This is a genomic window from Streptomyces sp. NPDC058375, from assembly GCF_042723425.1.
Lineage (GTDB): Bacteria > Actinomycetota > Actinomycetes > Streptomycetales > Streptomycetaceae > Streptomyces > Streptomyces durocortorensis.
Map to the genome: position 1 here is coordinate 13,520 of NZ_JBHXJG010000014.1, position 13,630 is coordinate 27,149.

12 protein-coding genes are annotated in these 13,630 nt (G+C 71.2%); 9 read left to right on the forward strand and 3 right to left on the reverse strand.

Translation table 11 applies throughout. The features are described from left to right. Positions 1-193: 193 nt before the first annotated feature. The 4 genes from ACFWM7_RS04455 (at position 194) to ACFWM7_RS04470 (ending at position 5,127) form a co-directional block, all read left to right on the forward strand. The gene (locus ACFWM7_RS04455; protein WP_383254983.1) at positions 194-1,699 is read left to right on the forward strand and encodes a Y4yA family PLP-dependent enzyme; all 1,506 of its coding nucleotides are present in this window, start codon (positions 194-196) and stop codon (positions 1,697-1,699) included. Continuing rightward, complete coding sequence (locus ACFWM7_RS04460) at positions 1,689-3,026, forward strand: pyridoxal-phosphate dependent enzyme (protein ID WP_383254985.1); 1,338 nt, start codon at positions 1,689-1,691, stop codon at positions 3,024-3,026. Before ACFWM7_RS04455 ends, ACFWM7_RS04460 begins: the two co-directional genes overlap by 11 nt. Next, positions 3,023-4,246 carry an aminotransferase class V-fold PLP-dependent enzyme gene (locus ACFWM7_RS04465; protein WP_383254987.1) on the forward strand — a complete coding sequence of 408 codons (1,224 nt, stop codon included), beginning with the start codon at positions 3,023-3,025 and terminating at the stop codon, positions 4,244-4,246. Before ACFWM7_RS04460 ends, ACFWM7_RS04465 begins: the two co-directional genes overlap by 4 nt. 80 nt (positions 4,247-4,326) lie before the next feature. Further along, a complete protein-coding gene (locus ACFWM7_RS04470) occupies positions 4,327-5,127 on the forward strand; it encodes a class I SAM-dependent methyltransferase (RefSeq protein ID WP_383254989.1) in 801 nt (266 codons plus the stop codon). Positions 5,128-5,187: 60 nt separating this feature from the next. Here ACFWM7_RS04470 and ACFWM7_RS04475 read toward each other — a convergent pair whose 3' ends face one another. Together ACFWM7_RS04475 and ACFWM7_RS04480 are read right to left on the reverse strand one after the other, a co-directional pair. Beyond that, the gene (locus ACFWM7_RS04475; RefSeq protein WP_383254992.1) at positions 5,188-5,718 is read right to left on the reverse strand and encodes a GNAT family N-acetyltransferase; all 531 of its coding nucleotides are present in this window, start codon (positions 5,716-5,718) and stop codon (positions 5,188-5,190) included. 115 nt (positions 5,719-5,833) lie between these two features. Continuing rightward, on the reverse strand, positions 5,834-6,295 hold the full coding sequence (locus ACFWM7_RS04480; protein WP_383254994.1) for a Fur family transcriptional regulator: 462 nt from the start codon (positions 6,293-6,295) through the stop codon (positions 5,834-5,836). A gap of 209 nt (positions 6,296-6,504) precedes the next feature. Between ACFWM7_RS04480 and ACFWM7_RS04485 the strand changes: the two genes are divergently transcribed. The 5 genes from ACFWM7_RS04485 to ACFWM7_RS04505 all read left to right on the forward strand — a co-directional run bounded on the left by ACFWM7_RS04485 (position 6,505) and on the right by ACFWM7_RS04505 (position 11,840). Further along, complete coding sequence (locus tag ACFWM7_RS04485) at positions 6,505-6,726, forward strand: ferredoxin (RefSeq protein ID WP_364940796.1); 222 nt, start codon at positions 6,505-6,507, stop codon at positions 6,724-6,726. Positions 6,727-6,881: 155 nt separating this feature from the next. Beyond that, positions 6,882-8,468, forward strand: a complete 1,587-nt coding sequence (locus tag ACFWM7_RS04490) for an ABC transporter substrate-binding protein (protein ID WP_383254996.1) — start codon at positions 6,882-6,884, stop codon at positions 8,466-8,468. Continuing rightward, positions 8,465-9,415, forward strand: a complete 951-nt coding sequence (locus tag ACFWM7_RS04495; RefSeq protein ID WP_383254998.1) for an ABC transporter permease — start codon at positions 8,465-8,467, stop codon at positions 9,413-9,415. Before ACFWM7_RS04490 ends, ACFWM7_RS04495 begins: the two co-directional genes overlap by 4 nt. Continuing rightward, positions 9,412-10,272: an ABC transporter permease gene (locus ACFWM7_RS04500; RefSeq protein WP_383255000.1), complete on the forward strand. Its 861-nt coding sequence runs from the start codon at positions 9,412-9,414 to the stop codon at positions 10,270-10,272. Before ACFWM7_RS04495 ends, ACFWM7_RS04500 begins: the two co-directional genes overlap by 4 nt. Then, positions 10,269-11,840, forward strand: a complete 1,572-nt coding sequence (locus tag ACFWM7_RS04505; protein ID WP_383255002.1) for an ABC transporter ATP-binding protein — start codon at positions 10,269-10,271, stop codon at positions 11,838-11,840. Before ACFWM7_RS04500 ends, ACFWM7_RS04505 begins: the two co-directional genes overlap by 4 nt. 72 nt (positions 11,841-11,912) lie before the next feature. On the opposite strand, the gene ACFWM7_RS04510 is transcribed toward ACFWM7_RS04505, so the two are convergent. Continuing rightward, on the reverse strand, positions 11,913-13,550 hold the full coding sequence (locus tag ACFWM7_RS04510) for a (2,3-dihydroxybenzoyl)adenylate synthase (RefSeq protein WP_383255004.1): 1,638 nt from the start codon (positions 13,548-13,550) through the stop codon (positions 11,913-11,915). Positions 13,551-13,630: the final 80 nt, after the last annotated feature.

The window sequence follows — 13,630 nt, forward strand, 5'->3', positions numbered from 1 at the left end:
CTCGACGCCGCGACGGCTAGGGCACACGCAACCACGGCAGCACGCTCTACCGCAGCCTCAGAGCTTCCTTCCGCGACACAGGACTGTGCTCCGGGAACCGGACCGGTGACGCTTAGGAGCGGTTGTACCTGGAAACGACTACTCCCGAGCGATCGCCGCTTCGGTGGTCGGCCGACACCGGGAGAGGTCTTACGTGGACGCGCCCCTATATCTGAGGCCCAGGGTGGAGCCGCCGCTCGCCGCACTGCTGACGGACCGGGACTTCCTGCACTCGCTCGTCGACGCGCTGGGCTCGCCGCTCAACGTGCTGCTCCCCGAGACCGTGGCCGAGAACGCCGCCCGCTTCCGCGCCGTCTACGACCGTCACCATCTCACCGGACGCGTGTACTTCGCGCACAAGGCGAATCGTTCCAGCGCCCTGCTGCGGCGGCTGGCGGCAGAGGACCCGGCCGCCGTCGGCGTCGACGTCGCCTCCGTGGCGGAGCTGAGGCACGCGCTGGGTTGCGGGTTCACCGGCGACCGCATCATGGCCACCGGTCCCAAGGATGCCGCGTTCCTCTGGCTGGCCGCCCGAGTCGGGGCGACCGTCAACGTGGACTCGCCCGGGGAACTGGAACGGCTCTCCGGCCTGGTGCGCGCGCACGGGCTCGGCCGGGTCGCCGTGCTGGTGCGCTTGTCGGGGTTCGAGTACGCCTCCGGCCGTGAGGGAGCGGGCACCCGGCTGCTCTCCCGGCGCAGTCGGTTCGGCACTTCGGTACGGGACACGGAGGCGCTGCTGTCGGCGCTCGAACGCAACGCGGAGACGGTGGAGTTCGTCGGTGCCGCCTACCACCTCGACACCACCGGCTTGGAGGAGAAGGCGCGGGCGCTGGAGCAGTGCGTGCTGTTCATGGACGAGTGCCGGGCACGGGGACTCGCGCCGCGCGCTCTCGACATCGGGGGTGGATTCGGCGTCGGCTACGTCGCCGAGGCGGAGGAGTGGGAGCGGTGGACCACCGCGCTGACGGAGGCGGTGCTCGGTGTCCGCCCGCCGTTGACCTGGCGCGGTCACGGATACGGGCTGCGCAACGAGGGCGGTACGGTGCGCGGTGCCGCCGCGCTGTACCCCGCGCACCGCCCCACCGCAGGCCCCGGCTACCTCGACGAGCTGCTCTCCCTGCCCGCGCCGGTGCTGGGCCGCCCGCCTGCCACTCTCCTGCTGGAGCACCTCCACGACCTGTACATCGAACCTGGGCGCTCGCTCGTCGACCAGTGCGGACTGTCGCTCGCGCGTGTGTTGGACGTACGCCCCGCGGACACGGACTCCGGGCAGTACCTGGTGCACCTCGCCGTGAACGCGGGTGACATGAGCCTGGAGGAGCACGGCGTCCTGGTGGACCCTGTCCTGCTGCCGCGGGGTGGAACCACCGCAGCCGGTGACGGGGAGCCGGTCGGTGTCTATCTGACGGGCAACCTCTGCCTGGAAGGTGACCTCATCACGCGCCGTCTGGTCTACCTGCCGCGGCTGCCAGTGGCGGGGGACCTGCTGGCTTTCGTCAACACCGCTGGGTACGCGATGGACTTCCACGCCCACCGCGCGCAGCGGCAGCCGGTCGCGCGGACGGTCGCGGTGGAGCGACGGGGTGAATCCTGGAACTGGTGCCCGGACGAGGACTACTGGCCGATCACACCCGTGGGGGAGCAGCCGGATGAGGTATGACAGCATCACCGAGGCCATAGGCAACACGCCTCTGGTGCGCATAGATCCCGCCGTGCACGGACTGCGCAACATCGACCTCTACGCCAAGCTGGAGATGCTCAACCCGTTCGGGTCTGTCAAGGATCGGCCCGCCTGGCACATGGCCCGACCCCACCTGGAGGCTGCCGCCGACAGCGAGGGGACGGTGGTGGAGCTTTCCAGTGGCAACACAGCCAAGGCGCTGGCTCTGCTGGCCGGTATGCACGGCGTGAGGTTCAAGAGCGTCACCAACCGGATGCGCGTACCCGAGATCAAGGAACTCCTGCTGCTCATCGGCGCCGAGATCGAGGAACTTCCCGGGCGCAGCGAGTGCCTCGATCCGACCGACACGGACGACCCGCTGACACACTTCCACCGGGCGCTCTCCGACCCGGGGAGCACGTATCTGCACACCGATCAGTACTTCAACCCCCGCAACGTGGAGGCCCACGCGGAGGGCACCGGCCCCGAGATCGTGAAGGATCTGGACGGCCGGGCGCCGGACTGGTTCATCGCCTGCGTGGGGACGGCCGGTTCGTCGACCGGTGTCGCCAGGGTCCTGCGCGAGCACGACCCGCGCGTGCGGGTCCTCGGCCTGGTCGCCCACAAATCGGACTTCATACCGGGCATCCGCACCATCGACGAGGTCCACCAGGTCGGCCTGTTCGACCCGGCGACGTACGACACCATCGAGTCGGTCACCTCGGAGGAGGCCATCGACGGGATGATCACCCTGATCCGTCGCTGCGGACTGCTGAGCGGCCCGACCGGTGGCGCCGCCTACCAGGGGGCGGTTCGGCAACTGCGGTACGCCGACGAGGAGCTGGACGGGACGGGGCAGCGTCGTACGGCGGTGTTCATCGTGTGCGACCGGGCCGAGAGCTATCTCAGTTATGTGCGTCAGCGGCGCCCGGACCTCCTGGGCCGAACGGGCCGTGGGCGGTCCGCGGTGGCCGTCACCGACGCCGAGGCCCGTGCGGAGGGTCGCGTCATCGGGGTGGACGACGCCCGGCGCTGGTCTGCCGAGGGCGATCCTCGTCCCCTCGTCGTCGACCTGCGCAGCCCGCACGCCTACGCCGCCCTGCACATCGAGGGTTCGCTCAACATCGTCGACGAGGTGTTCGAGGACCTGCTCCGCGGCGGGCTCCCCTTCAGCAAGCGCACTCCTGTACTGCTCGCCTGTCCCGTCGGCGAGAAGTCACTGCGCTACGCCGCCACACTGACCCGGATGGGCCACCCGGACGTCCGCAGTCTGGACGGCGGGATCGTCGCCTGGCGGGACGCGGGCGCACCGCTGGTGCGCGAATGAGCCCGGCCGGCCCGCTCCCTTCCCCTGGGCCCGAGAACCCGCTCTGGCAGCAGGAAGCGAGAGAGCAGTTCCCCATCGTCACCGCGCACCCGGAGCTGGCGTACCTCGACAGCGCTGCCACGTCCCAGAAGCCGCGTGCCGTCCTGGAGGCCGTGCAGACCTACCTCACGACGTCGAACGCCAACGCCGGCCGCGGCACCTACCCCTGGGCCAACCGGACGACGGAACTGGTGGAGTCGACCCGGGAACGGGTCAAGGACTTCCTCCACGACCCCGACCCGGCGCGCTCGGGCGTCCACTTCACCAGTGGCACCACCGAGGGCCTGCGTACCGTCGCCCGGGACTGGCTCGTGCCGTACCTCACCGATGGGGACGAGATCCTCGTGCCGTACGCCGACCACCGGGCCAACCTCGACCCCTGGCTGGAGGTCCGGCGGCTGCTGGCCGAGCGCGGCGTCGAGGTCCGCGTGCGGGCGCTGCCCTGTCAGGCGGGCTCCGGGGACTACGACCACCGGGCCCTGGCTCAGGCCGTGGGCCCGCGGACCCGCTTCGTGGCCGCCACCCACGTCCACCACGTCTACGGCGGCGACATGAACGTGCACCGCATCCGTGAAGCGGTCGGCCCGGACGTGGCCATCTGCCTGGACGCGGCGCAGAGCGTCGGCCACCTGCCCCTCCACCTCGACGACCCGTCCCTCGACGTGGACTTCGTGGCTTTTTCGGGGCACAAGGCGATGGCTCTGCCGGGCTCAGGCGTGATCTGGGCGCGCAATACGCGAGGGCCGACGTTCCGGCCGGAGGGCTGGAAGGGGACGCCCAACACGACCGGCATCGTCTCGCTGCGGGCCGCCCTCGACTGGCTCGACACGATCGGACCCGAGCGCGTCGCCCACTGGACGACCACGCTCGCCACCCGGTTGACGGACCGGCTCGCGCTTCTGGGGCCGTACGAGATCATCGGCTGTCAGGCGAGTCTGCCCGCCGACTCCGCCCTGCCCGCCGAGCAGCGCCGACGCGGCATCATCACCTTCCGGCACCGGGACATCCCCTCCGACGACCTCGGGTTCATCCTCTTCAGCCACGGCTTCATGGTGCGAGCCGACAACCTGTGCCAGGCCGGCTCCGACGGCCGGGACGCTTCGGTGCGCGTGAGCCTGCACGTGTACAACACGGTGGAGGAGATCGACCGGCTGCTGGCCGTCCTCGCGTCGTTGGCATGAATGGCAATTGATAATCGTTACCATCTGTAGATCCGTCGGTGCTCCCGCACGGACGAGAGACAGACGAGGTGACGCAAGCTATGGGTGTGAGCATGGCGACGGCCAGGTCCTGGGTCGAGCGCTGGGAACGCCAGCAGGAGCGGTACGCGGTGGACCGCGAGGAGCGGTTCACCGTGATCGCCGATGTCGTCGAACACACCGTCGCCGACCGCGCCCGCCCCCTGCTGCTGGACCTCGGGTGCGGCCCCGGCTCCCTGGCCGCCAGGCTCGCCGACCGGCTCCCGCACGCCGAGATCGTGGCCGCCGACATGGACCCCGTACTGCTGGAACTGGGGCGCACCCACCATGCCGACGCCGCCCGCTACGTCGACACGGTCATCGGCGCGGAGGGCTGGACCGACGTCCTCGGGCTGGACCGCCCCTTGGACGCCGCCGTTTCGACGACCGCGCTGCACTACCTGCCCGAGCAGGTGCTGCTGCGCACCTACCGTTCCCTCGCGTCCCTGCTGCGCCCCGGCGGCGTCCTCGTCAACGGGGACCACTTCCCACCGGATGCGGCGCCCTGCTCGGACCTCACCGCCCATGTGGGCCGTCGCAGGTCCGAGCGCTTGGGCGGCCACGCGTGCGAGGACTGGCGGTCCTGGTGGGACGCCGCGGCCCGGGACCCCGAACTGACCGACCTCCTCGATGAACGCCTGCGGCGCCATGCCCTCCATGGCGGCAGCGGCGGCGACGAGCAGATCACGGTGGGCCGACACGCCGCGCTGCTGCGTCGGGCCGGCTTCGCCCACGTCGCGCCGGTCTGGCAGTTCGGAGACAGCGCCGTGCTGGTGGCGGTCATGGGGGGCACAGGCGGACTTTCCACTCCCGTCGGAGCCTGAGGTCGGCGGCGGAAGCAGATCGATCGAGGCCGTTACGGAGGGCGGAAGTTGCCGCGGCTCTCACAGGGCCAGACTCATCAGGATCTCGTCGCGGTCGTCGCCGGGGGACACCCGCAGTGCGCCCGGCCACCTGCCGACCTCCTCCCAGCCCGCCTTGCGGTAGAACTCCTCCAGCCCCAGACCGGACCGTACGGCGAGCTGCAGCCGCTCCAGCCCCATCTCGTCGCGCGCGACACCCTGGGCGTGCCGCATCATCGCGGCGCCCACGCCCCTGCCGCGGAAGTGCACGTGTGTCTGGACGTGGTTCAACACGCCGCAGTGCGCCGCGAGGGGATGCGCCTCGCGGCGCAGCAGCAGCCAGCCCGCGAGTGCGCCGTCCACCGTCGCCATGAGGAGTCTGCTGTGGTCGGGGGACAGTTCACGAGTGATTCGCTCGACCGCCGGGCGGAGCGTGGCCTGGGCCACCGGTGGAAGCGGGCAGCCCATCGGGACGACGGCCCCTCCTGCGTTGACGACCGCCGTCCAGCATGCGGCGAGGTTCCGCCGGACGGCTTCGGTGGCGTCATGGGGTCGGCTGAGTTGTGCGATCACGGTGCTGGGTACCGTCTCGGACGCTGTCACACCCGTCAGCTTGCCAGCACCATGCGGATCCCCGCTATGAGCTGCTGAACCGGAGCGCACGCTGCCGACCGGGCGTGAACCCCGCTCAGGCGTGCTGTTCCGCTGGAGTGTGCGCGGTTACGTCGACGCGGCAGCGGTCGCAGACGCCGGAGAGTTCCACGGTGTGTTCCACCTCGGTGAATCTCATGGTCTCGGCGACGCCGTCCGCCCACCGTTCCACGGGGTCGGCGTCGACCGCCGCGCTGAAGCCGCAGTTGCGACAGACGAGGTAGTGGCGGTGGCCGTCGGTGGGCCGAGGGCGGTAGAGACGTTCTCCGGTCCTGTCCCGCACGACGTCGACCTGTCCGGCGCGCTCCAGGGCGTTCAGGGTCCGGTAGACCGTGGTCAGGCCGACGGTGATGCCCTCGGCTTCGAGGGTCTCGTGCAGTTCCTGTGCGGAGGTGAAGTCGGCTCGGTCGTACAGGGCGCTCAGGACAGCCATCCGCTGCCGCGTCGGGCGCCATGACGCCGGTGACTGCGTTGCCGGTGCGTCGCGCAGGACGCCCACCTCCCAGTAAGCGGGGCCAGTTGGCTGTGTGCCATGTCGGCCGGGTTTGCCTCGACGGCGGAACGACCTTGCGCGGAGCTGATGGTCCTGGGTGTGAGTGCACCCGGCGGCCGACTCGATGAGCTTATTGAATATGGAAGTCATTATCTACTACTGTCTGGCTGTGTCGCATCGGCGGTCGCGGATGCGACTGCAGAGGAGGGGCTCTCATGACGTTGTCGGGCCAGGCGCCAGGAGCCGGGAGGGTCGGCGCGGAGCGGGGTCGGTGCGTCGGGGCCGGGCAATGCGTGCTCGCCGCACCGGCTGTCTTCGACCAGGACGAGCACGACGGGCTGGTGGTCGTCCTCGCCGAGGTGCCGACGGCGTCCCAGTCGGACGCTGTGCACGACGCCGTGTGGGCCTGCCCGTCCGGGGCTCTCACCTTCCGGTAGCACGAGCCGGGCCCGCAGCGCCGAGGGCGTTGCGGACCCGGCTGTGCACGCGTCCGTTCATACAGGGCCACCCGCCCGCGTCGGGGGTGGCACTTCACGTGCCGTGGACGTCTTCCCGGCGCTCGGTTCAGATCAGCAGAACGTCAAGGAGAAGCATGTCCAGACAGATCGATCGCCGCGCCTTCCTCCGCCGCGGTGCGGCGGGCGCCGCGGCTCTCGCGGTAGGACCTGGCCTGCTGGCTGCGTGCTCCACCGACGAGCCCGGCGCGAACCCGAAGTCGGGACCGGGCTCTTCGACGCGCTCGGGCGGCACCTTCCGGGCCGCTTTCGTCGGAGGCGGTGCCTCCGAGACGCTCGACTTCTTCAACGGTCCGTCCGCACTGGACCTGGTGCGCGCCCGTGCCTGGCACGGCACCCTGGGCAACCTGGACCCCAGCGGGCCCGACGGGGTGCGCTACGGCGTGCTCAAGGGCATCGACATCTCCGACGACCTGTCGACGTACACGCTGCACGTGCGACCCGGCGTCCGCTTCACCGACGGCTCCGAGCTCACGTCCGCCGACATCCTGCACTCGCTCAGCGCCCTCGCGGCCAAGAGCAAACTGCCCGTGTACCGGCTCGCCGCCGCCAACTTCGACCTCGCCCGCGCCAAGGCCGACGGGGGCCTGAAGGTCGTTCTGCCCACCCTGCGGCCCATCGCCGACGGCCGCATGATCCTGTGCCAGGGCAACTTCCTCGTCGTCAAGGACGGCACCAGGAAATTCGCCCAGGGCATGCCCAGTTGCGGCCCCTTCCGACTGACGGAGTTCACGGCAGGTCAGGGGTCGGCGTTCGAGCGCTACGACGACCACTACGGTCACGTTCCCCACCTGGACGGCCTGGAACTGCGGTCGATCGCGGACTCGACCGCCAGGGCGGGCGCGCTCACCAGCGGGGAGATCGACTTTGCCCACGACCTCTCACCCGTCACCGCACGCACGCTCGCGGACAGCGCGAAGGTCGAGCTGGCCCCCACGCAGAGCCCTTACCTGGTCGGTCTGTCCTTCCAGATGAACATGAGCGTCAAGCCCTTCGACGACCCCCGGGTCAGGGAGGCGTTCAAGCTTGCGGTAGACCGGAAGGCCATGGTCAGGACGGTCTTCTACGGCAACGCCGAGGTCGGCAACGACCTGCCCTCCATCGGATTCCCCGACTACGCCCAAGGCGTACCCCAGCGCGCCCACGACCCCGAGCGGGCCCGTGAGCTGCTCAAGGAGGCCGGCGCCGACGGGATGAAGGTGACGCTGACCACCGGTCCCGAGACGCCGGGCATGGTGGAAATGGCCGCCCTCTTCGTCGAGGACCTGAAAAAGGTCGGCGTTCGGGCATCGGTCCGCGAACTGCCCGCGGGACAGCTCTACGCCGATTTCCCCGCGTACGCCGCGCTGCCGTTGGCCGCTTCGTACCAGATGCCCATTCCGGCGCTGTCGACTTACCAGATGAGCTTGGCGGGCGGGTCGCCGTCGGCGTTCGGCTGGAAGGAGTCGGAGACCGACGCCCTCGTGGCGAAGGCCCGTGCCGAACGCGACCCGGTCCAGGCGAAGAAGCTGAGCACGCAGGCGCAGCGTACGCGCTGGACGCAGGGCAACCAGGTGCTGCCGGTCTTCAAGCCGAACCTGAACGCCCAGGCCAAGGGCGTCGACGGAGTACGGGACGACCTCTTCGAACAGTTCCCCGGATTCTCCCGGGCGTCGCTGGCGTGAGGCTGCTCGCCTTCGGCTTCCGTCGCGTGGCGGGGGCCGCCGTCCTCCTGGTGCTGCTGTCGGCCGTGGTCTTCGCGGCCACGACGGTCCTGCCGGGTGACGCCGTCAGCGGAGTCGCCGGCGTGGACGCCTCCGCGGCGCAACGCGACGAGGTGCGCGCCGAACTCGGCCTGGACCGGCCCGTCACCGAGAGATACGCGGACTGGGTGGCCGGGGCGGTCCGGGGCGACCTCGGGCGCGGCTTCGTGGGAGAGCGGTCGGTCACCGACGTCATCGCCACCCGCCTGCCCAACAGCCTCCTCCTCGCCGCACTGACGCTCGCCGTCACCGCGCCGCTCGCCGTGCTGCTCGGTCTGTGGACCGGGCTGCGCGGCGGCGTCGCCGACCGCGTGGTCTCCACGTCCGCCCAGATCCTGGCCGCCGTGCCCGAGTTCGTCATTGCCGCGCTGCTCGTCGCCGTACTGGCGGTGTGGCTGGAGGCCCTCCCACGCGTCTCGGTCATCCCGCTGGGAGGTACGCCGCTCGATGTCCCGCACGCGTTGGTCCTGCCCGTGCTGACGCTTAGCGCGGTCGGTCTGGCGGTGGCCACCAGGCTGTTGCGGGTCTCCGTGGCGGACACCGCAGCCGCGCCGCACTGCGAGGCGGCCCGACTCAACGGTGTTCGCGGTGTGCGGCTTGCGGTGCGTCACATCCTGCCCAACGCCGCGGGACCGGCCGTACAGGCGCTCACCCTCACCACGGGTGCGCTGGTCGGCTCGGCGGTGGTGGTGGAGAACGTCTTCGACTACCCGGGCATCGGCCGAGAGCTGCAACTGGCCGTCGCGGCGCGGGACGTGCCGATGGTGCAGGGCATCGCCACCGCGCTGATCGCGGTCATGCTCGCGGTGCTCCTGCTGGGCGACCTGTGCACGCGTCTGCTGGGAGCACGAGAGGGACACCGACCATGACGACGGTCCTGACACCGCCGAGGAGGCGGACTCGCCCGGCGCGTTCGGGCACGCCGCAGTACCGGCGGCCGCCGCTGCTCACCTGTGCCGGCACGCTGTTCCTGCTTCTGCTCGCCCTGCTGGGACCGCTGGCCGCGCCGTACAGCCCCACCGCCCAGCTCGCCGCGCCCTTCCAGCCGCCGGACGGTCAGTTCCTCCTCGGCACCGACGTGCTGGGCCGGGACGTGGCGAGCCGTGTGCTCGGCGGAGGCCGGTCCATCGTGCTGACCGCGCTGGCCGGGACGGCTGCGGCCGGAGCCATCGGGATGGCCGTCGGCGTCCTGGCGGCCATGGTCTCCCGCAGGTTCGGCGACCTGCTGGTCCGCTGCGTGGACGCCCTCGCGGTCGTCCCCGCCCTCCTGGTCCTCCTGGTCCTGGCCGCCGGGTTCCCCGGCAGCGACGCGGCCCTCGTGGCAGCCGTCGCCCTGGCCACCGCCCCTTTCTCCACCAGGATCCTGCGCGCTGCGGGGGACACGGTGCTGAGCAGCGGGTACGTCGAGGCGGCCCTGGCCCGCGGCGACACCCGGCTGGCCGTGCTCCGCCACGACGTGCTGCCCAACATCGCCGGACCGGCCCTCATGGACACCGCGCTGCGCCTGGTCGCGTCCCTGCACCTCACCGCCACCGCAGGCTTCCTCGGCCTCGGTCAGGGCGGAGCGGCGCCCGACTGGGGGCGCATGGTGAGCGAGAACGTCCCCGGGGCGACGCTGGCCGCCACGCCGTTCCTCGCGCCGGCCCTGCTGCTCGTAGGGCTGTCGGTGTGTGTCGGGCTGCTGGCCGGACGGCTGGCGGAAGCAGTGGGACGGGGGATCGCATGACCGGGAACGGGACAACGGCACGCCGGGTGCAGGAGGGGCTGCTCGCCGAGATCAGCGGGCTGACGGTCGGTCCGGTGTCCGGCGGCCCGCCTGTCCTGCACGACGCCTGCCTGTCGGTTGCGCCAGGGCAAGTACTGGGGGTCGTGGGCAGGTCGGGATCAGGCAAGAGCAGCTTGGCCTACAGCCTGCTCGGACACGTCCGACCCGGCCTGGAGGTGCGGTCCGGAACCGTCCAGGTGGCCGGACTCGACCCTTTTACCCCTGCGGACGCCGGTCGGCTGCGGGGACGCGTGGTGTCGTTCTTGGGACAGGACCCGGCATCGTCGCTCAACCCCGCGCTACAGATCGGCACGCAGATCGCGGAGGCGGTACGCCTGCGCTCGGCCGTGAAGCGTGCGAACGACGTTCGTGCGCGGGTCGAGGAGCTGCTGCTGTCCGTGCGGCTGCCGGCCGACCGGGCGTTTCGGCGACGGATGCCGCGGCAGCTGTCGGGAGGGCAGGCCCAACGCGTCGGCCTCGCACTGGCCCTGGCTGGTACACCCCGCCTGCTGGTCCTCGACGAGCCCACCAGCGGTTTGGACACGGTCCTGGCCGACGCGATGCGCGGCCTGCTGGCCGAGGTCCTCTCCGAGGGCGACCGCGCCGCGTTGCTGGTCAGCCACGACCCGGCGTGGATCGCGTCCGTGGCGGACGAGGTGATCCGCCTGGAGGGAGGGCGGATCGTCACGGCAGGGCCGGTGAAGAGACCGGTGCCTGTTCTGACACAGACGAAAGCCCGCACCGGCTGGTCCGGTCCGCCGCGGCCGCAGGAAGTCACCACCGAGGGTGGGCTGCACGTGCGCGGGCTGAGTGCCGCCCACGGCCGCGTTGCCGTGCTGCACGACGTCTCCCTCACCGTCCCGGCAGGCTCCTGCACCGCCGTGGTGGGCTCCTCGGGTTCGGGGAAGACCACCCTCGCCCGCTGCCTCGCAGGGCTCCACCGGCCCGCACGAGGCAGTGCCGAGTGGCGGGAGGCCGGTACGGAGCGAGGACGTGGCGCTGCGGTGCGACTCGTCGCACAGGACGCCCGCGGCGCCCTCAACCCCCGTGAATCCGTGAGGACCGCGCTTCTGCGCCCTCTCAGGGGGATCGGGCGCCGACCCGCCGAGGAAGCGCTCGAAGAAGCCGTACGGCTGCTCGGTCTGGTCGGTCTGGACGAGGGTGTACTGACACGCAGACCGGGTGAGTTGTCGGGCGGCCAGCGCCAACGCGTTGCCCTGGCGCGCACGCTGGCGGCTCAGCCGCGCGCTCTCGTCTGCGACGAAATCACCTCGGCGCTGGACCCGGACACGGCGAGCGGAATCCTTGACCTGCTGGACTCGCTGCGGTCGACGACGGGGCTGACCGTCGTGATGGTGACGCACGACCTGACGGCCGTCGCCCGCCGTGCGGAGAGGGTCGTCGTCCTGGACGCGGGAAGGGTGGTCGAGGACGGCCCCGCCGAACGGGTGCTCGTGGCCCCGGAGCATCCCCGCACCAGGGAACTGCTCGCCCACGCCGGCGATGCCCTCCTCGTCGTACCGGAGTAGCGGCGGGTGGGGGACCTCTCACGGGCGGCAGGAGGAGCGCGCCGCTCACCGGGCGCTCCTCCCGGCCACGTCTTACGAGAAGAGCAACCGCTGTGTCAGCGCCGCCTTGTCCACCTTTCCGACCGCGGTGAGCGGCAGTGCGGGCACCTGCACGATCTCGTCCGGCGCCTTGTGCCCGGCCAGCCCGCGTTCCTTGAGATGGGCGGCGACCTCCCGCGCTCCGGGAGCCGAGCCCTCGCATACGACGAAAGCGACGGACCGCTCACCCCACCGCTCGTCCGGCACACCGACCAGGGCCGACGCGGTGATCGCCGGATGCGTCAGCAACTCCTCCTCCACCTCCACCGCGGCGATCTTCTCGCCGCCCCGGTTGATCTGGTCCTTGATCCGCCCCACTACCACGAGATGTCCGGTGGGCAGGCGCCGCACCACGTCCCCGGTCCGGTAGTAGCCGTCCGGCGTGAACGCCGTGCGGTTGTACTCCTCGGCGCGGTAGTAGCCACGCAGCGTGTACGGGCCCCGGGTGAGGAGTTCGCCCGCCGTCCCGTCCGGCACGGGCATGCCGTCGCTGTCCACCACCAGAACCTCGTCGTCCGGCGAGACGGGCCGGCCCTGGGTGGCACAGACCAGGTCCTCGGGATCGTCAAGGCGCGTCAGGTTGATCAGGCCCTCCGCCATGCCGAAGACCTGTTGCACGGTCGCCCCGAGCGCCGGTCCCAGCTTGCGGGCGTGATCCTCCGGCAGCCGCGCCCCGCCGACCTGCACCACCGCGAGGCTGCCGAGGTCCCAAGACCCGGACGCGGCCTCGTCCATCCAGTGGGGAACGAGCGGCGGGGTCAGGGAGGTCAAGGTCACGCCCTCCCGTGCGACGAGGGCGAACGCCGTCTGCGCGCTGGGGTCAGGCGCGACGACGACGGTCCCCCCGGCCATCAGCGTGCCCAGCACACCGGGGCAGGCGAAGGTGAAGTTGAACCCGATCGGCAGTACCGCCAGGTAGACGGTCCGTGCGTCGAGCGCACAGACGTCGGCGCAGGCGCGGGCGTTGTAGGCGTAGTCGTCGTGCGTGCGCGGGATGAGTTTGGGGAGCCCTGTGGTGCCGCCGGACAGCAACAGGAGAGCGACGTCGGAGGGGGCGGCTCCCCCGTCGTCGAGGCCGTGACCCGAGGCGGCCGGCGGGGCCGAGCGGAGCCCTTCGAAGGAGACGAAGTCCTCGCCCGGTCCCGGATCGCCGACCACGATGACATGCCGCAGCGAGCCGTCCGATCCCTGCTCCGCCCGCACCTCGCGCATCAGTTCGCGGTGGTCGAACCTGGCGTGCCGATCGGGCACCACACAGGCCACGGCCCCCGCCACGCGCACCAGATGGCCGATCTCCCGGCGCCGATGGCCGGGCATGGCGTGCACCGGTACCGCACCGAGCCGCTGCAAGGCGAACCAGAGGAGTACGAACTCGGCGCGGTTCGGGAGCTGGAGCACCACGCGGTCGCCCCGTCCGATGCCCAGTCCGAACAGTCCGCGGGAGATGAGGTCGGCCTCGGCGTCCAGCTGGGCGTAGGTCCAGCGGCGATCGCCGTCTACGAGCGCGACCCGCCCTCCGCGCCCGGCCGCCCACCGGCGCAACCGGGTTCCGAAGGTGACGCCCTCCCAGTGGCCGACGGCCCTGTACCGCGCCTTCTCGGCCTCGGGCCAGGTCCGTTGTGTCTCGCTCATGGGGCTCTGCCTCTCATCGCCGAGCCTCGCGGCTCTGGCGTCGGGTCCGGTTATGTGATTACGATGTGAACTATAGAAAT